This is a genomic window from Arenimonas sp. (assembly GCF_047602345.1).
Lineage (GTDB): Bacteria > Pseudomonadota > Gammaproteobacteria > Xanthomonadales > Xanthomonadaceae > Arenimonas.
Genome location: NZ_JASGHN010000008.1, coordinates 265,255 through 289,030, shown reverse-complemented (window position 1 = coordinate 289,030; position 23,776 = coordinate 265,255). Strand labels below are relative to the sequence as shown.

The following is a 23,776-nucleotide window of genomic DNA, read 5'->3' as shown; positions in this document are numbered from 1 at the left end:
TCCATGCCCTTCGTTCGCAAGCACCTGTCCCTCGCCGTTCTGGCGATGCTCTCCGGCCCCTGCCTGGCCGCCGGCACCGACGCCAACGACCCGGTCGTCGGCCGCGCGCTGGCCATGCTGCAGATCAACGGCAAGACGCTGCATGCCTCCACCGCCGACAGCTACTTCGCCCGCGACCTGGTCATCGACCAAGACGGCACCGAACACGTGCGCTTCGAACGACGCTATGCGGGGTTGGAGGTTCTCGGCGGCGACTTCGTACTGCATTCGCGCAACGGCCGAATGCTGGCGGCCACGCAGACCCTGCGCGCGCCGCTGCGCCTGGGCGTTCGCCCCACGCTGACGGCCGACGACGCCATCGTCGTCGCCGGCGCGCGTTTCGGCAGCGATTTTTCCGGAACGCCCGAATCCGTCCTGATCGTGGATGCGCGCGGGAAGCGGCCTGTCCGTCTGGCCTATCGCGTGCGCCTGTCGAACGCAGACAAGGACATGAGCTATCTCGTCGACGCACACAGCGGCGCAGTGATCGACGACTGGAGCGACCGGCACACGGCGGCGGCCACCGGAACGGCCAAGACCCTGTTTTCCGGCAACGTCACCCTGACGACGAACTCGATCGCTGGCGGTTACGAGTTGCGCGACCCGGCCCGCGGCGGCGGCTACACCATCAATGCCGGCACCGGCGCGACCTCGGGACAGATCTACAAGGATGCCGACAACGTCTGGGGCAACAATGCCATGACGGACGGCGCTACGCCGGCGGCGGATGCGCAGTTCGGCAGCGCCATGACCTGGGACTACTACAAGAACGTGCATGGTCGCCTCGGCATCGCCAACAACGGCAAAGGCGCTTACAACCGCGTGCACTATGGTCGCAAATACGCCAATGCCTTCTGGGCCGACAACTGTTTCTGCATGACCTATGGCGATGGCGACGGCCGCGTGGTCGGGCCGATGGTCTCGCTCGACATCTCAGGGCACGAAATGAGCCACGGCGTGATGAGCCGTACGGCGAACCTCGTTTACTCGGGCGAGTCCGGTGCGCTAAACGAAGCCAATTCCGACATCTTCGGCACGATGACGGAGTTCTACGCGAACAACCCGACCGATACGCCCGACTACATGATCGGCGAGAAGATCTACTTGGCGAACGTCCCGGGCAGCAGCAACCCGATGGCTCTGCGCTACATGTTCGATCCATCGAAAGACGGGCTGTCGCCGAACTGCTACAACCCGAACATCGGCGAGATGGACGTGCACTATTCTTCCGGACCCGCCAACCGCTTCTTCTACCTGCTGGCCGAAGGCAGCGGCGCGCGCACCTACAGCGGCGTGAATCACCAGGCGCCGACCTGCAACGGCGGCAGCGTGACCGGTGTCGGCCGGACCAAGGCTGAAAAGATCTGGTACCGCGCGATCACCGTCTACATGACGTCGGACACCGGCTATGCCGGTGCGCGTACGGCCACGCTGAACGCCGCGTCCGATCTGTACGGCCCGGCCTCCGCCGAACGCAATGCGGTCATCGCCGCATGGAAGGCGGTCGGGGTGAACTGAGCTTCCGCTATGCCGGAAAACAGAACGGCCCGCGCAAGCGGGCCGTTCTTCTTCGCGCCAGGCTCACGGCCCGGAGCGGTTGGAATCAGTGCTGTACGCCGCCTTCGCCATGCACGTGGCCGTGCGCGATCTCTTCGGCATTGGCTTCGCGCACGTCCAGGATTTCGACGTCGAAACTCAGCGACTTACCGGCCATCGGGTGGTTCAGGTCGACATCGACCACGCTCATGCCGACCTTATGCACCGTCATGGCGCGCGGTCCCATCGCGGTCGGCAGCACCACCTGCATGCCCGGCACCAGCTTGGCGTTCTTGAAATGCTTGCGCGGCACACGCTGCATCATGCCTTCGCGACGCTCGCCATAGGCTTCCTCGGGCGACACGGTCACTTCGAACTTCTCGCCGGCCTCGCGGCCCTTCATCGCGGTTTCCAGGCCCGGAATGATGTTGCCGTGACCGATCATGATGGTCAGCGGGTCGCGATCGCGCGAGCTTTCGATGGCCTCCTGGCCGGGTTCGGAAACGGAGTAATGGAAACGCACGACGCTGTGGTCTTCGATCTTCATGGCTTTACCGTGGAGGCGAGGCGGGTGACGCCGTCGCGAGGTTGGGGCAAACTCGGCCCGGATGAGGGACGCGCATTATCCGTTGCAGACGGGCCCGGCACCAGTTCGGGATAACTCTTGCTTTCGCGGCCTCGCCTGGGCAGGACTGCTGTTGCTCACCGCCTGCGCCACCACCGGCGGCCCGGCGTCGGGCCCAGGCTCGGAAGCCTTCGGGCTCGGCGAAGAGGGCTATCGCGAGCCGACCGCGCTGGCGGCGGTATCCAACGATGTGCTGATGCGTGCGATCGGTCTGGTCGGAACGCCTTATCGCTACGGCGGCACCAGTCCGGACGGCGGCTTCGATTGCAGCGGACTGGTCGGCTTCGTTTTCCACGAAGCGGCGGGCCTGAAGCTTCCCCGCAGCACCCGGGAACTGATCGATATCGAAGCGCCGCGGATCGATCGCGACGACCTGCAGCCGGGCGACCTGGTCTATTTCAATCCGCGTGGCGGCCGCGTCAGCCATATCGGCATCTACGTCGGCGAAAACCGCTTCGTGCATGCCCCCAGCGCCGGCGGCACGGTCAGGCTCGATTCGCTGCTGAGCGAATACTGGCGCCGCTACTACGTCGGCGCAAAACGCATCCTGCGCTGAAAACCGGCCGGCTTTCCGGCGGACCGCGTGGGGGTGTATATAGGAGAAACGAGCGCCGGACGGGTGTTTCCGTGATTGAGCGCACAGTCCTACAGGGGGATTCGATCATGCATGCACCGAACCAGGCAGGGCCGGCTGGCCGTTGGGCGATCTTGGCGTCGCGCATACTCAGGGATACCGCCGTCGCCGCCTTGCTCGCCTGCGGGCTGGTCGCACCGGCCGCCGCCCAGGCCACGGTCTCGCTTGAAGCCGTCACCGAGAACGCGGGCGCACTGGCCGCTTCCGCCGACACGCCACTGTCCCTCTCGGTCATGGTCAAGTCCGAGGGCAATCCGGTTGCCGGCAGGACGGTCCGCTGGAAAGTCACTCCCGATGATGGCGTGCTGGCACGCAGCGAAGGCCTGAGTTCGGCCGGTGGCGCCGACATGCCGGAGCTGGGCACGGCCTCCAATCTCTTCACTGCGCCGGGCACGGGCAGTTATCTGGTCACTGCCTCGACCCAATCCAACCCCGGCTGCGCGGGCGAAAACTGCGCGACCTGGTCCGAGGTCCAGTTCCGAATCGAAGTCGGTGCGGCCGCGGCGCGCACGGGCGTCGGCAGCAAACTTCTGCCGGTGGCCATCGGCGCCGGCGCGGCTGCGTTGCTGCTGTCGAACAACGGGGGAAGCGACGGCATCAAGAGCGCCCGGCGTTCATTGGCGAAAGTCAGCGGCGACGGCCAGTCCGGCGCGACCGGCGGGCCGGCTTCCCTGCCCCTCGTGGTTCGCGCGGACAATGACGACCGGCCGGCTTCGGGCGAGGCGATCACTTGGACGGCCAGCGGCGGCGCGACGCTCAGTGCCACCAGTACGTCGACCGACAGCTCGGGCCTGTCGCAGGTCAGCATCACCAACCTCGGGCCTGGCCCGGGGCCGGTCACGGTAACCGCGAGGCGCACCGATTCGCCCGACATGGTGAGCTTTACGGTGACGGTGCTGAACAAAACGCTGGTCATCGTTTCCGGCAACGGCCAAAGCGCGCCGATCAACACGCAAGTGCCTGCGCCGCTGGTAGTGGAAGCGCGGCTCGGTCCATCACCGCAATCAGGCATCGGCATCATCTGGAACATCGTCAGCGGCGATGCGACGATCGACAGCGTCAGCAACGGCGGAAATACCAACGGCTCCGGCCAGTCCAGCGCCGTGATCGATCTGGGCCCGACGCCCGGACCGGTCGTCGTTTCCGCGACGCGCGCCGATGCGGTCGCTGTTACCCAGACCTTCGTCCTCAACTCGCTGCTGATCCGCACGCTCGACGTCGTCAGCGGCGACAACCAGACCGCCGCTCCGAATACGCCGCTGCCCTCGCCCCTGGTGGTTCACGCCGAAGACAATGGTGCGAACGCCGCTGGCGTGACCATCAACTGGATGGCCACCGGCGGCGCCACGCTGAGTTCGCCGAGCAGCGTCACCGATGCGTTCGGCCAGGCCAGCGTCACCGTAACCAGCACTGGTCCCGGCCCGGACCCGTTCACGGTCACCGCCGTGCGCGCCGACGATCCGTCCGCAATGGCCATGTTCAACGGGAATGTCATTCCGCCCGTATTGACCATCGTGTCCGGCGATGGCCAGACCGGCCTGACCGGCAGCGCCGCGGAAGATCCGCTGGAAGTGCTGCTGGTAGACGGTGGCGGCAACCCGGTCTCGGGCCAGAACATCACCTGGATGGTGACCAGTGGTTCGGCCACGCTCGCCTCCGGCTCGTCCTCCACCGATGGCGCCGGCCATGCATTCATGACCTTCGATTACGGTGCGTTCCCCGGCCCGATCACGATCAACGCCTCGGCTTACGGCGGCTTGCAGGAAGTCGATTTCAGCGCGACGGCGAACACCGCCGATGCTCTGCAGAAGACCAGCGGCGACGGCCAGGCGGCCAATCCGGGCACCGTGCTGGCGCCCTTCGTCGTGACGATCGATCCGCCGGCCGGCGCGACCGACCTGGCGGGCGTCGAAATCACGTTCGCCGTCACCTCGGGCACCGGCACGCTTTCGTCCACGTCGGAATTCACGAACGCCAGCGGCCAGGCCAGCACGACGCTGACGCTGGGCCTGACGCCCGGCACCGTCACCGTGCTCGCGCAGGTCGTCAACGGACCCAGCGCAACCTTCACCGCGACGATCAATGGCTCGCTGGTGGCGACGCAGCTCACCATCGTATCGGGCGATGGGCAGACCCTGTCGACCGGCCAGGCGTCCGCGCCGATGATTGTCGAACTGAAGGATGGCGGCACGCCGTTGCAGGGCCTGACCGTGCACTGGTCGAGCAACAACGGTTCGCTGTCGGCGGCGAGTTCGGTCACCGACTCGAACGGTCGCGCCAGCGCGACGGTCACGCCGAGTTCCGCCGGCGCCGTCGTCGTTACGGCGGACTTCGACGCCTACGCGCAGTACACCGCGTCCAGCGTCTCGTTCAACCACAATACGACGCTGGCCTCGATACCGAACCTGAGCACCGACCAGGAAGCGGTCGCCATCGCTCTGGACAACGCCTGTATCGCATTGAGCGACGAAAGCAGTCCGGATAGCGGCGAGCAGGACCTGCTCGAACAATGCGAAGCCCTGGCCGACGCCAGCGAATCCGATCCGGACGCCGTGGCCGATGCCATCGACGAGCTGCTGCCCGATGTCGCGCAGACGCAGACGCAGACCGGCGAAGCGGCCGTGGACGCGCAGTTCGACAATCTCAACGGGCGCATCAACACCCTACGCGCGGGCGGCACCGGCGCTTCTTTCGGCGGATTGTCGATCACCACGGCCACCGGCACGGTCTCGCTGGGCTCGCTGATGACCTCGCTGCTCGGCGAGGACGAAGCGGCCAAGCAGGAAGAGGCCGGGTTCTCGCGCTGGGGTTTCTTCGCCTCCGGCAATATCGGTCGCGGCGAAACCGACGCCAACGGCAATGCGCCGCGTTACGACTTCGATGTGCGCGGCCTGACGGTGGGCATCGACTATCGCAAGACCGACAACCTGGTGCTCGGCGTCGCGGTTGGTTACACAAATCAGGACACCACGCTGTCGGGCGGTCAGGGTTCGCTGGACATGAGCGGCTGGAGCCTCTCCGGCTACGCAACCCTGTACCGCGAGAACAGCTGGTACGTGGACGGTGTGCTGAGCTGGGGCCATAACGACTACAGTCATCGTCGTCGCGTGGTCTACACCCTGCCCGGCCTGACCGTGGACCAGATCGCGCGCGCCTCGTCGGGCGGCACCGACACCTCCGCCAGCGTCACGCTCGGTCGCGACTTCAACGCCAAGGCATGGAACTTCGGTCTGTACGGCCGCGCGCAATACAGCCGCCAGCGTTTCGATTCCTTCACCGAGCGACTCGACGCGAACTCGCCGGGCGCTGGCCTCGCCCTGCGCATCGACGACCGCACGGTCACCTCGCTCAGCTCCGTGATCGGCGGCAAGGCGAGCTACGCGCACAGCACCAACTGGGGCGTGCTGATGCCGATGTTCGGCCTCGAATGGCAGCGCGAGTACAACGGCGACCCCGACGCGTTCCGCGCCTTCCTGGTCAGCGACCCGACCGGCACGCCGATCCTGATCACCGGCAACGCGCTGGACAACAACTACTTCCGCGTCAACATCGGACTGTCGTTCGTGCTGACCAAGGGCCGGTCCGGCTTCATCCAGTACGATCGCATCGTCGCCCGCGAGGGCAACAGCCTGGAGAACCTGACCCTGGGTTTCCGCATCGAGTTCTGATGCGCTGCTGGAAAAGAAAAGGCCGGGGCGGCGACGCTCCGGCCTTTTTCATTCCTTCGCCTCGACTTCGATCTTCTCCCGTTGTACGGAATGGCTGCTTGGCGCATCGACTTGCGCGCGGAAGGCACAACATGACTGCCCTAACCGCGTGTTTTCCCTCAAGCGAGATGTAGGAGGCAGCGCCTATCTCTCGGATGGGCGTTACCTCGTTCGCGTATCGAGTGGCGCAAAGAAAAAGCCGGGGCAAGCCTCGGCTTTTTTCATACATTAGTCAGACAGGACCAACTTCATCGTTCCGTCTACATCCCTATAAACGTCCCGCTTGAAGAACTCGCAATCTCTCCAATACCACTCCACGCGCCCCTCAACCTGCACATCCGGAGCTTTTTCTTCGACGTAAAGATAGTCAATGGAAAGAACCATTTCAGAGCCGTCTCCATTGCTGTATGTCAGTTGTGTTGACTCCAGAAACGCAACCCCCGTCCGGCACCAATAGATAGTGAGGTGGCACTACTGCCGTGCAGGATGAATGGGAAACGGATGCGCTTTCTAGCCCTGCACCTGGGGACTCGACATGCACCCTGTAGCCACCCCTGGCGGAGAAATCCAGCACCTGCCAATCAGGCGTAATAACGGTGTCCTGGGATTGCACGTCACATGCGAGGATTGCCGCGAACAATCCGACGCAGAAAGTTCTTGGGGAAGTCATGTTCTATCGGCCTATTCTTCTGCTTGGGAGAACACACGAGGGAATACAGAAAACGCACTATATCGATGTTGTCCGACCCGCGCCGACATCCTCTCTGGACCCGCTCGCGTAATCCGTTCGGCGACAAAGAAAAAGCCGGGGCAGGCCCCGGCTTTTTCGTGCAGCCATGAGGACGAAAGCAACTACTGCGCTTTCAGATTGAAATCGCCATAGGCCTTCAGCTGTTCGGCGACCGCCGACGGATCACCGACGACGACGATGGATTGCGATTCGGGCGAGAAGTATTTCCTGCCCATCTCGCGCACCTGCTCGGCGTTCACCTTCTGAATCAGGGGCACGTACTGACCGAGGAACTCGGCCGGCAGGCCAAGCAGCCAGTTGCCGGCCAGCGTGCCGGCGACCGAGGCCTGCAGCTGGTTGTTGATCAGATAACCGCCGGCGACGTAGCGCTTGTTCATGTCGAGCTCGGCCGGCGACACCAGTTCCGTGCCGATGCGGTTGTATTCGCCGAAGAACTCCTTCAGCGCCGCGCCGGTCACTTCGTTGCGCACGTCGGCGCCGCCGACGATGCTGCCGCCGTTGCGATAGGTACGCGAACTGGCCGAGGCGCCGTAGGTGTAACCCTTGTCCTCACGCAGGTTCTGATTCACGCGGCTGCTGAAACCGCCGCCGAGGATCGTACCCGTCAGTTTCAGCGGCACGTAGTCGGCTTCGGTGGCGGCGATGGCCGGACGACCCAATCGAATCGTCGACTGCACGCTGCCCTTGCGCTCGAGCAATTGTTTGCTCACCGACGTGCTGCGAACGGAGGCAGCGGTGTCCGGCAGCGCCGTGCCGCTGGCTTTCCAATCCCCGAACGCGGCTTCGGCCAGCTTGAAGGCCTCGGCCTCGCTGATGCGCCCGGTGATCACCAGCAAGGCACGGTCGGGACGGAAACGCTGGGCATGCGCGGCTTTCAGGCCGTCGCTGCTGGTCGCCGTGATCGAGGCCTGCGTCGGCTGCGTGCGCGCGTACGGGTGGTCTCCGTACAGCGACGCCGCCAGGGCGCGTTCGGCGCGGAAGCCGGGTTGAGCCTCCGAGACTTTCAGCGATTGCAGTGCGTTCTTCTTCGCCAGTTCCACCTCATTGGCGGGAAACGCAGGATGGCGGGCCACGTTCGAAAGCAGCTGCATCATCGGGCCGGCGTGCGAAGCCAGCGCGTCGCTGTACACGGTGATGCCGTCGAAACCGGCGGCCGCACCGACCGAACCGCCCATGCCCTGCGCCGTTTCGGCGATCTGGCGCGAATCGAGCTTGTCGGTGCCTTCGTTCATCAGGCTGGCGAGCAGGGTCGCGAAGCCCTGTTGTCCGTCGCCGTCGGCGGCGAGGCCGGCGCCACGGAAAGCGAGCACGTAGTCCACGCGCGGCAATCCTTCACGCGGCAGCACCCATACGGTCAAACCATTCGACAGCGTGCGCTTGGCGATCTGCGGCACCGGCAGCGGTTTGTCCTGCGCGTACGGCGGCAGTTCCTTCGGCAAGGCGACATCCGCGCCAGCGAAAGCGACCGGCGAAAGCAGCGAGGACACGATCAGGGCGAGCAAAGTCTTCTTCATGGTCGTCTCCTCAGTTCTTGGCCGCAGGCGCGGCGGCGGCCGGGGCGGCCATCATCGCGGCCGGCTTGCGGTCGATGACGGTGCGGTTGGCCTTGGTCAGGTAGGTGGCGGCAACGCGCTTGATGTCGTCGGACGTCACGGCTTCGATCCAGCCGGGAATCTTGTTGGCCACGGCGGCGTCGCCCCACAGCGTCTGCAGCTTGGCCAACGTATCGGCGCGGGCCAGAAAGCCTTCAAGACCGTTGTACCAATCGGCCAGCATCTGCGTCTTCACGCGCTTGAGCGTGGCTTCGTCGACGCCGTTGGCGGCGATCTTGGCGATGTCCGCGTCCATCGCGGCGAGCAGCGCATCGGCGCTGCTATCAGGCTTGTACAACGCGAACACGGTGAACAGGGTCGGGCCGTCGTATTCCCAGGGGCTGGTCAGGCCGAACAGCACGTCCATGTTCAACGCGAGTTCCTTGCCCTTCACCAGGCTCTGGTAGAACACGGAAGCATCGCCGTCGGCGAGCATCGTGCCGAGCACCGCCATCGGCACCTGATCCTTGCTGCCGCGGTCGGGCATCTTCCAGGCCGCCGCGATCGCCGGCACCTGGGCCAGCGCATCGCTCTGCTGCACGCGCTTCTCGGCCGTGTTCAAGCCTTCGCGATAATCGGGGGCGGCCGGGTCGGACGCGAGGCGATGCCGCCGAAATATTTCTGCGCCAGCGCGAAGCCCTGCTCCGGCGTCACGTCGCCGGCGATCGACAGCACGGCGTTGTTCGGGCCGTAGTAATCGCGATGGAAAGCCTCCACGTCGGTCAGGCTGGCGTTTTCCAGATCCTGGAAACTGCCGTAGCCATCGTGGTTGTTCTCCCACTTCTGGAAGGCGTGCTGGCCGATGTCGATCCACATGAAGCCGCCATAGGGCTGGTTCTTCACGTTGACGCGGATCTCTTCCTTCACCACGTCCTGCTGGTTCTTCAGCGTTTCGGGATTGAAGTCCAGCGTGCGCATGCGGTCCGCTTCCATCCACAGGATCGGCTCGATCGCCGATACCGGCGCCGTTTCGATGTAATTGGTGAAGTCGGCGCGGGTCGAACCGTTGTTGCGGCCGCCGCCGCCAGTGATGACATTGTCGAAGACGCCCTTCTTCGCATTCGGGGTGCCCTGGAACATCAGGTGCTCGAACAGATGGGCGAAGCCAGTACGGTTCTTCGGCTCGAGGCGCATGCCGACGTGATAGACGACGCTGACGCCGACGGTCGGCGAGCTATGGTCTTCGGACACGACGACGGTCAGGCCGTTGTCGAGCTTTTTCACCGCGACAGGCAGGTTCCAGCGATCGGTTTCTGACGCGGAGGCCGATGCGGCGAGCATCAGCCCGGCGATCAGCAGGGAAAGAGGACGGCGACGCATGGCAACCTCGGTTTCAGGGACGAAGCGGGCAGGCTACCGCCCGGCCGGGGCCAGCGGCCCGTGACTGAAGTCACGGATGTCGCGAACAGTTCGCCGCGCGGGTCGCCCAACCCGTCCGCCCATCGCCGGCCAGGCGCGAAGCGAGCGCAGGAGGCGCGAGCATCCGCGAGTCGGTGGCCATGGATGGCGTTCCGACCGAGCGGTCGGCCTGCCGGCTGGGCGGTCTGGGTCAATTGGGCCGCAACTGCACTGCTTCTCATGAACGATGGTTCAGCCCCGATTGGCGCGACGCAGCAAATTCGCGTAGAGTGCGCCCCGTTTGCTGCTCCGGGTTCGTTTTCCCCTCGGTGGCCGCCTGCCGGTTCCCAAGAACCCGCCCGGCCCCCTCCCGCACGTTTCGCAGCGCAAGCCGCCCCGATTCAATACAGAGTCGCTGGCGACAAACTGAGTAACAGACTCGCAGCGCGGTTCCAGGGAACGCTCCGGGTAAAAACGGAGCAACACATGTCCTTTGAATCGCTCGGGCTTGCGCCCGCGCTCGTTCGCGCGCTTGCCGAACGCAACTACACCGCGCCCACGCCCATCCAGGCCGAAGCCATCCCGCTGGTCCTCGCCGGCCACGACCTGCTCGGCGGCGCCCAGACCGGCACCGGCAAGACGGCCGCCTTCGTGTTGCCGATGCTGCAGCGCCTGCATGCCATGGGCCAACGCAACGACCGTCGTCCGCGCGCCCTCATCCTCGTGCCGACCCGCGAGCTGGCCGTGCAGGTCAACGACAGCATCCGCGCGTACAGCAAGTACCAGCGCTTGCAGGTCGCCACCATCTACGGCGGCGTCGGCATGAATCCGCAGGTCGATGCCCTGCGTCGCGGCGTCGACGTCGTCGTCGCCTGCCCCGGCCGCCTGATCGATCATCTCGACCAGCGCAACGTCGATCTGTCGGGCGTCGAAATGCTCGTGCTCGACGAAGCCGACCGCATGCTCGACATGGGCTTCCTGCCTTCGATCAAGCGCATCCTCGGCAAGTTGCCGGGCAAGCGCCAGACCCTGCTGTTCTCGGCCACCTTCGAAGACGCCCTGAAGAAGCTCGCCCTGGAAATGCTGCGCGACCCGCGCGAAGTGCAGATCGCCGCGCGCAACACCATCGCCGAGAAGGTCACGCACCGTGCGCACCCGGTCGACGGCAATCGCAAGCGCGACCTGCTGATCGACATCCTCAGCCAGCGCTGGCAGGAACAGGTACTGGTGTTCGGCAAGACCAAGCACGGCTGCAACCGCCTGGCCGAACAGCTCGAGAAGGCCGGCATCAGCGCCGTCGCCATCCACGGCAACAAGAGCCAGGCGCAGCGCCTGAAAGCCCTGAAGGAATTCAAGGAAGGCAAGGCGCGCGTGCTCGTGGCGACCGACGTCGCCGCGCGCGGTCTCGACATCCCGCTGCTGCCGCTGGTGATCAACCACGACCTGCCGATGGTCGCCGAAGACTACGTGCACCGCATCGGCCGCACCGGCCGCGCCGGCGCCAACGGTGAAGCGATTTCGCTGGTCTCGCCGGACGAAGCGCAGCTGTTGCGCGCGATCCATCGTGTACTGAAGGCCGACATCGAGATGATCACGGTCGAAGGCTATGCGCCGAGCCGCCCGATCCGCATGGGCAACGACGGCCCGTCGGCCGGCCGCCCTTCGGGCAATCGACCGCCGAGCAAGCAGCGCCGTCCGCACGCGCAGCAGAACACGCGCCATGCGCATGCCGGCAATCGTGGCGGCGCGCAGGGTCAGGAACAGCGCCAGCGTCGCGACGCCCGTACGTCGCGCTGATTCCGCCTTCCATCCGTTCCGAAGCCAGGGGCCGCATCGCGGCCCTTGTCTTTTTCCGCCAGCGATTCGACACTCGCCGCGAAGCGGGGAGGCGAAAACCATGATGCGGACGTTCCTGGCGGTACTGGCGGGCCTGATAGTGATGTTCGTCAGCGTGGCGGCGATCGAGATGATCGGCATCTACCGTTACCCACCCCCGCTGGGCCTGGACGTCAACGACGCACGCGCGATGAATGCCTGGATCGCCACCCTGCCGGTGGCGGCGCTGGCGATCGTGGTGGCGGCCTGGGCGGTCGGCGCTTTCGCCGGCGCCTGGACGGCGGCGCGCCTGAGTCGGCGACACGCCCTGCCCTCCGCGATGATCGTCGGCGTTACCGTACTGGTAGCGACGGCCACGAACTTTTTCCAGTTCGCGCATCCGGCCTGGATGATGCTCGCGGGCCTTGCTCTGCCGCTTCCCCTGGCCTGGCTGGGCTATCGCCTGGCGTCGGCGAAGCGCGAGCCGGAGCAGGATCGCGAATGGCGCGGCGGCGATCGCTGACCCGCACGATCGTTCAGAAGGGTTTGGCGATCACCAGATAGATGATGGCCAGCAGCAGCAACACCGGCAGCTCGTTGATGATCCGCAACGCCTTGGCCGACGGCAGCGCGCTGCCTGCGGCGGCACGCTTGAGCAAGCGTCCGCAGAAAACGTAATAGGCCATCATCACTATCACCAGCGTGAGCTTGGCATGGATCCATTTCATGCCGCCGACGATGTCGGGCCACCACTGCGGTGCGACCAGATGCCCGAGCCACAGCGTCAGGCCCAGCAGGAAAGCCAGGCCGAACATGTTGTGCCCGAACGAATACAGTCGCTTGCCCATCAGCAGCAGGCGTTCGCGCACCGCCGGCGCATCGCCGGCCTCGGCGATGTTCACCAGGATGCGTGGCAGGTAGAAGACACCGCCCATCCAGGCCATCACGAAGAGCAGATGCAGGGATTTGGTCCACAGATAGATCATTCGGGCGCTCCATGGCAGGCCCGAAGCATGCCACGAAAGGCCGAAAAAGCGCGGTCTGGAGCGAACAGGTAGAATAGGCACCCATTCCTCCCTCCCCGCCCGGCCGTCTGCGCCCCGGCGCACCGCGAGCACGCCATGACTTCCGAATCCACCGCCTCCGCGGTCCCGTCCTCATTCCGCGAACTCGGCCTCGCCGAGCCGCTGCTGCGCGTGCTGGCGGAAGTCGGTTACGAATCGCCCTCGCCCATCCAGGCTGCGACCATCCCGGAATTGCTGGCCGGACGCGATGTACTGGGCCAGGCGCAGACCGGTACCGGCAAGACGGCGGCCTTCGCCCTACCCCTGCTGCACAAGCTCGACCTGTCGAAGTCCAAGCCGCAGGTGCTGGTGCTGGCGCCGACGCGAGAACTGGCGATCCAGGTCGCCGAAGCCTTCCAGCGCTACGCCTCGCAGATGCAGGGCTTCCAGGTGCTGCCGATCTACGGTGGCCAGAGCTACGGCCCGCAGCTGTCGGCATTGCGCCGCGGCGTGCACGTCGTCGTCGGCACGCCCGGTCGCGTGATCGATCACCTCGACAAGGGCACGCTCGACCTGTCGCAACTGTCCACGCTCGTGCTCGACGAAGCCGACGAGATGCTGCGCATGGGTTTCATCGACGATGTCGAGAACATCATCAAGAAGACGCCGGAGAATCGCCGCGTCGCCCTATTCTCGGCCACGATGCCGCCGGCCATCCGCCGCATCGCCCAGACCTACCTGAAGGATCCGGCCGAAGTCACCATCGCCGCGAAGACGCGCACCGCCGACAACATCCGCCAGCGCTTCTGGCAGGTCAGCGGATTGCACAAACTCGACGCCCTGACCCGCATCCTCGAAGCCGAACCCTTCGACGCGATGATCGTGTTCGCACGCACCAAGCTCGCCACCGACGAGCTGGCGGAAAAATTGCAGGCGCGCGGTTTCTCGGCGGCCAGCATCAACGGCGACGTGCAGCAGGCCCAGCGCGAACGCACCATCCAGCAGCTCAAGGACGGCAAGATCGACATCCTCGTCGCCACCGACGTGGCCGCGCGCGGCCTGGATGTGGACCGCATCAGCCATGTGCTGAACTACGACGTGCCCTACGACACCGAGAGCTACGTGCATCGCATCGGCCGCACCGGCCGCGCCGGCCGCAGCGGCGAGGCGATCCTGTTCATCGCGCCGCGCGAGCGAAACATGCTGCGTTCGATCGAACGCGCCACGCGCCAGCCGATCGAGCCAATGGAATTGCCGACCGTCGAAGCGATCAACGACGTGCGCATCGCCAAGTTCAAGAACCAGATCAGCGAAACCCTGGCGAGCGGCGAATTGGGCCTGTTCCAGCGCCTGATCGAGGATTTCGAGCAGGCGCACAACGTGCCGGCGATCGAGATCGCCGCCGCCCTGGCCAAGATGGCGCGCGGCGACGTGCCGCTGCTGCTGGAAGCGCCGAAGCGCGAGCCGAAACCCGCGTTCGCCGAACGCAAGTTCGAGCAGGGCGAACGTCCGCAGCGCAAGGAGCGCGGCGAACGTTTCGAGCGCACCGAGCGACCGGAACGTCCCGCCTTTCCGAAAAAAGAACGCATCGCACGCGAAGCGGACGCCGGCATGCAGACTTTCCGCATCGAGGTCGGCTACGACCATGGCGTGAAGCCGGGCAATATCGTCGGCGCCATCGCCAACGAAGCCGGGCTCGACAGCAAGAACATCGGCCGCATCGAGATCTTCGAAGACCATAGCCTGATCGACCTGCCCGAGGGCATGCCGCCGGACATCATGTCCCACCTGAAGACGGTCTGGTGCGCGGGGCAGCAACTGCGCATCACCCGCGATGGCGAGGCGCCCGACACCGCCGGCAAGAAACCTGCGGGGCGCAAGCCTTTCGCCAAGAAGGAATTCGGCGGCAAGAAATCCTTCGGCGACAAGCCGCCGTTCAAGGGCAAACGCGAGGGCGGCGACGCCGGCGCTGGCAAGCCCTTCAAGTCCGGCAAACCCAAGCCGCATCGCAAGGGTCCGCCGCGCGACTGACGGACTCGGGCTAATCTAGGGGTATGGCCACCGTGCTGATGCCCCTGCCCCTTCACGATTTCGATCCCACCGAGAGCGGCGTGCCCTGGCGCGTGCTGGAAAGTCGCGGCCATCGCGTCGTGTTCGCGACGCCCGACGGCCAGCCGGCCGAAGCCGACGCGCGCATGCTGACTGGCGAAGGCCTCGGTCCCGCGAAACCCGCGCTGATGGCCGACGCCAACGGACGCGACGCCTATGCCGCCATGAGCCGCAGCGACGCCTTCGCGAAACCGATCCGGCACGACCAGATCGATCCGAACCACTACGACGCTCTGTTGTTGCCCGGCGGGCATGCGCCGCGCATGCGCGAATACCTCGAATCGCATCTGCTGCAAGGCGTCGTCACCGCGATGTTCGCCGCCAACAAGCCGGTCGCCGCGGTCTGCCATGGCGTGGTGCTGGTGGCGCGCTCGCTGGGCAAGGACGGCCTGTCGGTGCTTCATGGCCGCAAGACCACGGCCCTGCTCGAGCTGCAGGAAATGCTTGCCTGGAACGTGACGCGGCTTTGGCTCGGCGACTACTACCGGACCTATCCGCAATCGGTCCAGGAAGAAGTCACGGAAGCGCTGGCCTCGCCGGAGGATTTCATCGCCGGCCCCGCACCCCTGTTCCGCGACGCCCCGGGCAAGCTCGATCGCGGCTTCGCATTACGCGACGGCAATTATCTTTCGGCGCGCTGGCCCGGCGATGTGCACCGTTTCGCGGAAGAATTCGCCGGCATGCTTCCGGCGCGCTGATCGGGCAGGCCGCCGACCTCAGGCCTTGAGCAGCAGGCCCAACATCAACACAGCGAAGGCCAGGGCGATCATCACTCGCACGCGTACCGTACTCATGCCCCGTCCTCCCAGAGTCGCCGCCACCCGTCCCGTCCGAGGCGGCGCAGGGTATCGATATTACGCTCATAGATGCTGGCTGCGTCGGGGAAGGCCTCGACCGCCTTGTCGATGCTGCTTTCGCGCAGCAAGTGCAGGGTCGGATAGGGCGAACGATTGCTGAAGTTGTCGATATCGTCCGAGCGACTGTCGGCGAAGCGGTAGTCGGGGTGGAAACTCGCCACCTGCAGCTCGCCATCGAGTTCGAGTTCGGACACCGCCGCATCGGCGATCTCGAGGAAATCGTTGTAGTCGAGGAAATCCGCCAGCACATGAGGATGGATCAATAGCGTCGTCTCGATCTCGGCCGGATCGGCATCGGCCAGCAGGCGCAACTCATGCAACAGGTCCGCCAGCAGGCCCTCGACGTCGCTCGCATCGCTGACGACGTAGCGGATCTGCCTCTTCGCATGCACCGCCTTCGCGAACGGACACAGGTTCAGGCCGATCACGGCCCGTTCCAGCCATTGCTGCGTCGCATCGAGGATTTCGCGTTCGGAAGTCATCGTCGTCCGTTCCCGTCCGATCGTCAGTTTACGCCTGGCCGCCGACCCTGACCGATACGGCCATGGACGCGCGCGCGCCCTTCTCCCAGAATGACCGCAGTCCCTGGGGAGAGACCCGATGCACCTGCACGCCGCACTGATCACCACCCTCGCCGTCCTGCTCAATATCCTCGCCATCTATTTCGTCGGTCGGGCCCGCGGCAAGTACCAGATCAAGGCGCCCGCCACCGCCGGCCATCCCGATTTCGAGCGCGTATTCCGGGCGCACCAGAACACGCTGGAGCAGACCGTGTTGTTCCTGCCGGTCCTCTGGCTGGCGTCGAGCTACGCCAACGAGACGACGGCCATGGGCCTGGGCTACGCCTGGTTGGTCGGGCGGACCTGGTACCTGTTCGGCTACATGCAGGAAGCCGGCAAGCGTTCGATGGGCTTCCTGATCGGCGCGCTCGCCGCGGTAGGCCTGTTGGGCATGGCGATGGTCGGTATCGTCATGCGCATGCTGGGCTGATCCACGCGACCTGCACGAAGACAACGGCCGGGATTCCCGGCCGTTGCCTTTTCCGCGGCTTACTGCCGCGCGGACATCACCAGCAGGCTCTTGGCGACCTGCGAGTGCACGTAGCCCACGCCGCGGGCGATATGCAAGCCGATCGCGAACAACACGATGGCTACGCCCAGGAAGATCGGGAAGCTCCACCAGGGCGCGGTGAAATACCAGTTGCCGATACTGATCGTGCCATGGTGATTGAACTGGTCGACGATCGGTATCGCGGCGATGCCGAAGCAAAGCGCCAGCAGTGTCACGGCGTAACTGAAGTAGGCCGCGCCGAGCGGCTGCATCAGCAACATGTACAACATCGAGGACCAGCTGCGCGGATCGGTGAACAAGGCCTTGATGCGCTCGAAAGCCGGCACGTCCTGGCTCTTCTGCTGATAGGTCGGGCGACGTGGCATGCGCTCGCCGAGCAGGGCTTCGACCAGGCGTCCTTCGAACAGCGCGATGCCGCGCACGCTGGCGAAGAACAGGATCGCCACCGGAATGCCGATGATGAGGATGGCCAGGCCGAGGCTCAGGCTCATGCCGGTCACGACCCAGGTGAAGTACAGGATGCCCGTCACCAGCGAGAGCAACATGTAGAACAGCGACGAATACGCACGAGCATCGATCAGCACGCCGAAGAACCTGCCGAGGGCCGAACGCTGCGGCTTGCGCGGCGGCGGTTGCAGGGCCTTCGCCACCGTCGTCTCGGTCTGGCGGTAGATGTCGGCCACTTCTTCCGGGTCGCCGTAGCTGCCCGCGATGGACGCGAGCACCGTGGCCTCGTCGAGGCCGGGATTCTCGGCCAACTCGGATCGCAGATACTCCTCGGCGTCGTACAGGGCGTCCTGCACCAGGGCCGGATCGGATCCCGCAAGCGCGCGACGCAGTTGCTCGAGGTATTCGGGAATGGTTTTCGGCATCGGGGCGTTCATGGCGTCCTTCCTTCAAGGATGTTGTCGACGGCGTCGCGGGCGGCGGTCCAGTGTTGGATCCATGCCGACAGGATTTCGCGTCCCTGTGGCGTGATCCGGTAGTAGCGGCGCGGTGGCCCGGCGACCGACGGTTCGACTTCGCTCGCCAGCAGGCCGGAAGCGTCGAGATTCCGCAGCACGGGATACAGCGCGCTCTGCTTGCCGCTCAGGAAGCTCTCGCCCCCGTGTTCGAGGCGCTTGGCGATCTGATAGCCGTACATCGGTTCTTTGGCCTGATCGAGCACGGCCAGCAGCACGAGCGAGACCGTGCCGGTGCTGAGCTCCTTCTGGAACTTCTTGGTGTGGCTTTCTAGTTCGGACATGGGAGGGTCCCGGTTCGGGTAGGAAGGACCTACTGGTGAGGCGATACTATTACCAATCTAACTATAGTGAACCTGCCAGAAGTCATAGCCCCACCTGGGCCGTCCCGGTATCGTGCTTCCAGCCCGTCTGGAACCTCGCCCATGGCCGATCGCAAGCTGCCGGTGCTGTTCCTCGGGCACGGCTCACCGATGAATGCCATCGAGGACAACGCCTGGCGCCGCAGCTGGCAGGCGCTCGGCAAACGCCTGCCGCGACCGAGGGCCATCCTCTGCATTTCCGCCCACTGGGAAACCGAGGGGCCGCGACTGACGTCGAGTCCGCAGCCGGACACAATCCACGACTTCTACGGCTTCCCGAAGCCGCTGTTCGACATGCGCTATCCCGCGCCGGGCAGCCCATCGCTCGCGCAACGCGCGCAGGCGCTGCTCGGCCAGCAGGCGAGCCTGGACGAACATCGCGGCCTGGACCATGGGGCCTGGGCCGTGCTCGAGCCGATGTATCCGGCCGCCGATATTCCCGTCGTGCAACTGGGCTTGGACACGCGCCAGCCCGGCGAGTGGCATTACCGGCTTGCGACGAAGCTCGCGCCCCTGCGCGATGAAGGCGTGCTGATCGTCGGCAGCGGCAATATCGTGCACAACCTGCGTGTCTTCCGCTTCCAAGACGCCAAGCCCTACGACTGGGCGCAGCGTTTCGACGAAGCGGTGGCGCAGCGGATCCGCGAGCGAGCGCACCAGGACTTGCGCGACTATTCCCGCCTCGGCGCGGACGCCTCGCTGTCGATCCCGACGCCGGAACACTACCTGCCCCTGCTCTATGCGTTGGCGCTGCAGGAACCCGGCGAAACGGCGGCTTTCTTCAACGAGGAAGTTCAGAGCTCGATTTCGATGCGCTCGGTGCTGATCGGCGCTTAGCGCCGGAAACCTTCTTCCGGGGCGGCTTGGCCTGCGCGGCGCGTTGTGCGGCCCCGATCGCCAACAAGGCCCAGGGGCGCATGGCCTCGGCCGAATCCATCGCTTCGTCCGGCGCATTCCAGTAACTCATCTCGATGCGACGGCCGCGGCCGTCGTAAACGAAGGGCGCACTGCCAGCCTGTTCGAAACGGATACGCGACTCGCCGTCCACCTTCAGGTAAAGGCGATCTTCGACCAGGATGGCGAAGAACACGCCGTCGCAATACAGGCCGTGGCCGCCGAACATGCGCCGCACGGCGATGCGGCCCAGCGGATCGAGCAGTTCATGCAGATAGTCGATGAAGCCGTCGTCGCGCATGCCGCGTCTCGCCTCCCCTGCGCGATGACTGTACTCTCCTTTCCATGCGAAAAAACTATGACCAGGCCTATTTCGCCCATTGGTATCGCCGTCATGGCCGGGGCCACTCGTCGATGCTGCGACGCAAGGTCGCGTTGGCGGTGGCCGCGGCCGAGTACTACCTCGAACGCCCGATCCGCAGCGTCATCGACATCGGCTGCGGCGAAGGCGTCTGGCGCAATCCGCTGCTGGCGCTGCGCCCCCGCCTGCACTACCAGGGCGTCGATGCCAGCGAGTACGCCGTGCGTCGTTTCGGACGGTCGCGCAATATCGCGCTGGCCGGGTTCGGCCAACTCGCCGAACTGCGTTTCGGCCCGCCGGCCGACCTGCTGGTCTGCTCCGACGTGCTGCACTACGTGCCCGATGCCGAGTTGCGCCGGGGCCTGTGCGGCTTCGACGACCTCTGCGATGGGGTCGCCTTCATCGAAGTCTTCACGAAGGAAGACGATATCGTCGGGGACTTCGAGGGCTTCCTGCCGCGCAAGGCCGATTGGTACCGCCGGCAATTCCGCGAGGCCGGCCTGCGCGCATGCGGATCGCACCTCTACTTGAGCCCGCATCTGTCGGGCCACGGGGCCAGCCTCGAAACCGCCGGCTGAACCCGCGAACCGCAGGCAAGCCTGTGCAAGAATCCGGGCTCACCCTCAGGACACCGCCAATGAAACCGATCGCCGCGACCGCGCTCGCCCTTGCCCTGTCTTCCCTGCTGTCCGGCGCCCAGGCCGAAGAGAAGCCGGCGCCGCCGAAGAAGCCCGTCACGATGGCGGACATCCTCGCCGCTTCCAGTGCCGCGGATTGGCGCCCGCTCGATCCGCAGAACACGCTCTACCTCGAACTCGCCAGCGGGCGCGTCGTGATCGAGCTCTCGCCGGGCTATGCGCCGCTGCACGTGGACAACATCCGCACACTGGCCAAGCAGGGCTATTACGACGGCCTCGCCATCGTGCGCTCGCAGGACAACTACGTCGTGCAATGGGCCGATCCCAACGATGACGAGAAGACGCCGGAGAAAGCCAAGCCGCTCGGCGGCGCCAAGGCGCAATTGCCCTCCGAATACACGGTGCCGATCAGCGATGCGACGCCCTTCACCCGCCTGCGAGATGCCGACGGCTATGCGCCGCAGGTCGGCTTCGCCCAGGGCATGCCGGCCGGCCGCGATCCGAAGGCGAACCAGACCTGGCTGACGCATTGTTACGGCGCGCTGGGCGTCGCTCGCGGCAATGACCCGCTCAGCGGCAGCGGCACCAGCCTGTACGTGATCATCGGTCACGCGCCGCGCCAGCTCGATCGCAACATCAATGTCGCCGGCCGCGTGGTCCAGGGCATGGAGAAGTTGTCGATCCTGCCGCGTGGCACCGGGCCGCTGGGTTTCTATGAAAAGCCGGAACAGTACGTGCCGATCACATCGATCAAGCTCGCGGCTGACGTGCCGGAAAGCGAACGCACCAGGATCGAAGTGTTGCGTACCGACACCGCAACCTGGGATGCGCTGGTCGCGTCGCGCCGCAACCGCAAGGACGATTGGTACCAGGTGCCGGCCGGCCATGTGGAGCTCTGCAACGTGCCCATTCCGGTGCGACCGATCGACGCCGCGAAACCCGCCATCGCCAAATAACCTGAAAAAAACGAGGGGCGGGTTTCCCCGCCCCTCGTCTTCCCTCCCCACTCCTGACGCTTAGAACTCCTGCGAGAAGCGGATGCCGAACGTGCGCGGCTGCGCCACGACGGTATAAGGCTGGTAGCCGCAGGTCAGTGCCGCGCACTGCGCGAAGCGGGCCAGCTCGGCGCGCTCATCGAAGACGTTCTTGATGTAGAAGTCCAGGGACCACGAGTCGCGGCGCACGCCGGCCGACAAGTCCGTCAGCGTGTAGGCATCCAGTTCGCCCAGCAACGCGCTCTGCGCTTCGCGCAGATCGTTGGTGCGACTGCCCTGGTGCGAGACCGCCACCTGCCAATACGCCTCGCCACCGGCGAAGTCGAAGCTGTAGCGCGCATTGAGGTTGCCCTTGACGCGTGCGGTGACCGGCAGACGCGTACCAGCGAAGGCACGATCGTACGGCGACACCGGCAGGTAGCAGTCCGGATCGAGATTGCCGTTGGCATCGGTCGCCGCGCAATAGTCCTTCGTCAGCTCGGCGTCGTACCAAGCCATGCCGCCGCTGATCATCAGGTTGTAGGTCGCCGCCCAGTTGATCTCCGCTTCCAGGCCGCGGATGCGCGCCTGCGCCGCGTTGCGGATCTCGGTCAGGCCGTTCTGGCCCAGGTAGGAGAATTGGAAGTCGTCCCAGTTCTCCTGGAAGATCGCGCCGTTGAACGACAGCCGGTTGTTCGCCCAGGTCGTTTTCCAGCCCAACTCGTAGTTGGTCAGGAAGTCGGAGGTGTACGGCGCCAGCGTGCCCTTGCGGTTGATGCCGCCGGGGCGGAAACCTTCGGACCAGGTGAAATACACCAACTTGTTGTCGTCGATTTCGTAGGTGAAGTTCAGGCGGCCGACGTGGTCGCTCTCGCTGACCTTCTTGTCGAGGTTGACGCAGGGCCCGCCGTTGAACTGCTCGCTGGAGAAGCAAGCCGCTTCGCCGGTCGATCCGCTGAAACCGGCGCCATAGCCGAAGAAGCCCTTCAGCGCGCTCTTGACGCGGAAGAAGCGCAGGCCGGCGGTGACGGTGAACTTGTCGGTGAAGTCGTAGGACAGTTCGCCGAAGATCGCCTCGTCATGGTCCTTGCGTTCCTGCGCGGTCAGCCAGATGGTGTCCGACCAACCCGGCACTTCGAGCGAAGAAGCCAGGTCGTCCACGCGATAGCGCTGGAAGATCTCATGGCCCTGCTGCTGCCAGAACACGCCGCCGACGAAACGCAGGCGGTTGTCCTTCGGCGAAGCCAGGCGCAGTTCGTGGCTGGTCTTGCTGTAGCCGTCGCGCGCCTGGATGTATTGCGCGGGATTGATCAGGTCGCCGTTGTCGTCGTAGAAATAGGCGCCGTAGCCGGCCAGCGTGTCGTACCAGAAGCCGTAGTCGTTGTAGTCGGACTCGGAGTCGACGGTACGGTTCAGGCGGGAGAACGCATACGTCAGGTCGAAGTTGCCGATCTTGCCCTGCACGGTCAGCGCCGCCTGGGTCCAGTTGTCGTTCGACTGTTCCGGATAGAAATGCGTGACGGCCAGGTCGCCAACGCCCGGATCGAAACCGGTGCTGCCGTGCGCGCCCATGTGCTGGGCGATGATCGACGGCGTGACGGTCCAGTCCTCGTTGAAATTGATGCCGAGGGCGGCGCGAATGCCGTAGGTGTTCGAATCGTTGTAGTCCTGCTCGATCCGGTTGTTGTTCTCGATGGTGATGCCCGAGGTCGGGAAGGTACGGCGACCGAAGACATTGTCGACGTAACCGGCCTCGTGCTTCTCCCAACCGACCAGGCGAACGGCCACCTTGTCGTTGATCGGCAGGTTGAGGAAGCCCTCGGCGACGTGGCCGACGCCACCGCCGTCGATGCTGTTGGCCTCGAGGCTGTAACCGCTCGACCGCGCCGACGGATCCGGCTTGCGGGTGATGATGCGCACCGTGCCGGCCTGCGAGCTGGCGCCGTACAGGGTTCCCTGCGGACCGGCCAGCGCTTCCAGGCGCTCGATGTCGTACATGTGGATGTCGAGCGCGCCCTGGATTGTCGTGATCGGCTGCTCGTCGAGATACATGCCGACGCTGGGCTGCGAGCCCGAGTGGTTGCCGTCGCCGCCGCTGGCGACGCCGCGCATGTAGACCTGCACGAAACCCGGACCGGAGAACACGCCGCCACCGGCCGTGCCGTAGGACAGGCTCGGGATCATCTTCGCGTAATCGTCGAAGTCGGCGACGTTCTGCTGCTCAAGCTGGACGTTGCCGATGGCCTGGATGCTGATCGGCACCTTCTGCAGGTTTTCCTCGCGCTTCTGCGCCGTCACGGTCACCGTGCCGATGTTCGTGGTGCGTTCCTTGGATGCGGCCGGCTGGTCCTGCGCCGTTGCGCTGGCATCCTGGGCGGCACTGGTTTCGTCGGCGGCGTACGCAGGCGCGCTGATGGCGAAACAGATCGCCAACGCGAGCGGCAGCTTGGCGGGACGTTGCCGCCTGGTGGTTCTGTGTCTGGCATGGTGCATCGTCTTACTCCCCG

At 65.3% G+C, this 23,776-nt stretch carries 21 protein-coding genes; 11 read left to right on the top strand and 10 right to left on the bottom strand.

Annotated features, from left to right (window positions below):
* Positions 1–3: 3 nt before the first annotated feature.
* Positions 4–1,557, top strand: coding sequence for a M4 family metallopeptidase (locus tag QM707_RS12090; protein WP_415002121.1), 1,554 nt, complete (start codon positions 4–6; stop codon positions 1,555–1,557).
* Between the two features lie 85 nt (positions 1,558–1,642).
* On the opposite strand, the gene QM707_RS12085 is transcribed toward QM707_RS12090, so the two are convergent.
* Entirely contained in the window at positions 1,643–2,122 is a 480-nt protein-coding gene (locus tag QM707_RS12085) for an FKBP-type peptidyl-prolyl cis-trans isomerase (protein WP_415002120.1), read from the bottom strand.
* A gap of 61 nt (positions 2,123–2,183) precedes the next feature.
* On the opposite strand from QM707_RS12085, the gene QM707_RS12080 reads away from it, so the two are divergent.
* Both QM707_RS12080 and QM707_RS12075 read left to right on the top strand, forming a co-directional pair.
* Positions 2,184–2,756, top strand: coding sequence for a C40 family peptidase (locus QM707_RS12080; RefSeq protein ID WP_415002119.1), 573 nt, complete (start codon positions 2,184–2,186; stop codon positions 2,754–2,756).
* A 107-nt stretch (positions 2,757–2,863) separates the two neighbouring features.
* Complete coding sequence (locus QM707_RS12075) at positions 2,864–6,502, top strand: autotransporter domain-containing protein (RefSeq protein ID WP_415002118.1); 3,639 nt, start codon at positions 2,864–2,866, stop codon at positions 6,500–6,502.
* A gap of 891 nt (positions 6,503–7,393) precedes the next feature.
* Here QM707_RS12075 and QM707_RS12070 read toward each other — a convergent pair.
* From QM707_RS12070 to QM707_RS12060, 3 genes are read right to left on the bottom strand one after another with little or no spacing between them, the layout of a single operon-like run.
* Positions 7,394–8,806, bottom strand: a complete 1,413-nt coding sequence (locus QM707_RS12070; RefSeq protein WP_415002117.1) for a M16 family metallopeptidase — start codon at positions 8,804–8,806, stop codon at positions 7,394–7,396.
* Between the two features lie 10 nt (positions 8,807–8,816).
* Positions 8,817–9,446, bottom strand: coding sequence for a M16 family metallopeptidase (locus QM707_RS12065; protein ID WP_415002116.1), 630 nt, complete (start codon positions 9,444–9,446; stop codon positions 8,817–8,819).
* Positions 9,443–10,204: a M16 family metallopeptidase gene (locus QM707_RS12060; RefSeq protein ID WP_415002115.1), complete on the bottom strand. Its 762-nt coding sequence runs from the start codon at positions 10,202–10,204 to the stop codon at positions 9,443–9,445. The genes QM707_RS12065 and QM707_RS12060 overlap by 4 nt, the downstream gene beginning before the upstream one ends.
* A 504-nt stretch (positions 10,205–10,708) precedes the next feature.
* Here QM707_RS12060 and QM707_RS12055 point away from each other — a divergent pair.
* Both QM707_RS12055 and QM707_RS12050 read left to right on the top strand, forming a co-directional pair.
* On the top strand, positions 10,709–12,019 hold the full coding sequence (locus tag QM707_RS12055; RefSeq protein WP_415002114.1) for a DEAD/DEAH box helicase: 1,311 nt from the start codon (positions 10,709–10,711) through the stop codon (positions 12,017–12,019).
* Between the two features lie 100 nt (positions 12,020–12,119).
* Complete coding sequence (locus tag QM707_RS12050) at positions 12,120–12,560, top strand: hypothetical protein (protein ID WP_415002113.1); 441 nt, start codon at positions 12,120–12,122, stop codon at positions 12,558–12,560.
* Positions 12,561–12,573: 13 nt separating this feature from the next.
* On the opposite strand, the gene QM707_RS12045 is transcribed toward QM707_RS12050, so the two are convergent.
* The gene (locus tag QM707_RS12045; RefSeq protein ID WP_415002112.1) at positions 12,574–13,023 is read right to left on the bottom strand and encodes a CopD family protein; all 450 of its coding nucleotides are present in this window, start codon (positions 13,021–13,023) and stop codon (positions 12,574–12,576) included.
* Positions 13,024–13,158: 135 nt separating this feature from the next.
* Between QM707_RS12045 and QM707_RS12040 the strand changes: the two genes are divergently transcribed.
* Positions 13,159–15,072 carry a DEAD/DEAH box helicase gene (locus tag QM707_RS12040; protein WP_415002111.1) on the top strand — a complete coding sequence of 638 codons (1,914 nt, stop codon included), beginning with the start codon at positions 13,159–13,161 and terminating at the stop codon, positions 15,070–15,072.
* A 38-nt stretch (positions 15,073–15,110) separates the two neighbouring features.
* Positions 15,111–15,848, top strand: a complete 738-nt coding sequence (locus QM707_RS12035) for a type 1 glutamine amidotransferase domain-containing protein (RefSeq protein ID WP_415002110.1) — start codon at positions 15,111–15,113, stop codon at positions 15,846–15,848.
* A gap of 92 nt (positions 15,849–15,940) precedes the next feature.
* Here the strand turns inward: QM707_RS12035 and QM707_RS12030 are convergent, their stop codons facing one another.
* A complete protein-coding gene (locus QM707_RS12030; protein ID WP_415002109.1) occupies positions 15,941–16,489 on the bottom strand; it encodes a DUF1415 domain-containing protein in 549 nt (182 codons plus the stop codon).
* Between the two features lie 118 nt (positions 16,490–16,607).
* Between QM707_RS12030 and QM707_RS12025 the strand changes: the two genes are divergently transcribed.
* On the top strand, positions 16,608–16,997 hold the full coding sequence (locus QM707_RS12025) for an MAPEG family protein (protein WP_415002108.1): 390 nt from the start codon (positions 16,608–16,610) through the stop codon (positions 16,995–16,997).
* Positions 16,998–17,056: 59 nt separating this feature from the next.
* Here QM707_RS12025 and QM707_RS12020 read toward each other — a convergent pair whose 3' ends face one another.
* A complete protein-coding gene (locus QM707_RS12020; RefSeq protein ID WP_415002107.1) occupies positions 17,057–17,962 on the bottom strand; it encodes a sensor domain-containing protein in 906 nt (301 codons plus the stop codon).
* A complete protein-coding gene (locus QM707_RS12015; protein ID WP_415002106.1) occupies positions 17,959–18,324 on the bottom strand; it encodes a PadR family transcriptional regulator in 366 nt (121 codons plus the stop codon). The genes QM707_RS12020 and QM707_RS12015 overlap by 4 nt, the downstream gene beginning before the upstream one ends.
* A 141-nt stretch (positions 18,325–18,465) precedes the next feature.
* Between QM707_RS12015 and ygiD the strand changes: the two genes are divergently transcribed.
* A complete protein-coding gene (gene ygiD / locus QM707_RS12010; RefSeq protein WP_415002105.1) occupies positions 18,466–19,239 on the top strand; it encodes a 4,5-DOPA dioxygenase extradiol in 774 nt (257 codons plus the stop codon).
* Here ygiD and QM707_RS12005 read toward each other — a convergent pair.
* A complete protein-coding gene (locus QM707_RS12005; RefSeq protein ID WP_415002104.1) occupies positions 19,184–19,597 on the bottom strand; it encodes a TfoX/Sxy family protein in 414 nt (137 codons plus the stop codon). The genes ygiD and QM707_RS12005 overlap by 56 nt on opposite strands.
* A 44-nt stretch (positions 19,598–19,641) precedes the next feature.
* Here QM707_RS12005 and QM707_RS12000 point away from each other — a divergent pair, with 44 nt between their 5' ends.
* Both QM707_RS12000 and QM707_RS11995 read left to right on the top strand, forming a co-directional pair.
* Complete coding sequence (locus QM707_RS12000) at positions 19,642–20,235, top strand: methyltransferase (RefSeq protein WP_415002103.1); 594 nt, start codon at positions 19,642–19,644, stop codon at positions 20,233–20,235.
* A 59-nt stretch (positions 20,236–20,294) separates the two neighbouring features.
* The gene (locus QM707_RS11995; RefSeq protein ID WP_415002102.1) at positions 20,295–21,251 is read left to right on the top strand and encodes a peptidylprolyl isomerase; all 957 of its coding nucleotides are present in this window, start codon (positions 20,295–20,297) and stop codon (positions 21,249–21,251) included.
* Positions 21,252–21,311: 60 nt separating this feature from the next.
* Here QM707_RS11995 and QM707_RS11990 read toward each other — a convergent pair whose 3' ends face one another.
* Positions 21,312–23,762: a TonB-dependent receptor gene (locus tag QM707_RS11990; protein ID WP_415002101.1), complete on the bottom strand. Its 2,451-nt coding sequence runs from the start codon at positions 23,760–23,762 to the stop codon at positions 21,312–21,314.
* Positions 23,763–23,776 lie beyond the last annotated feature (14 nt).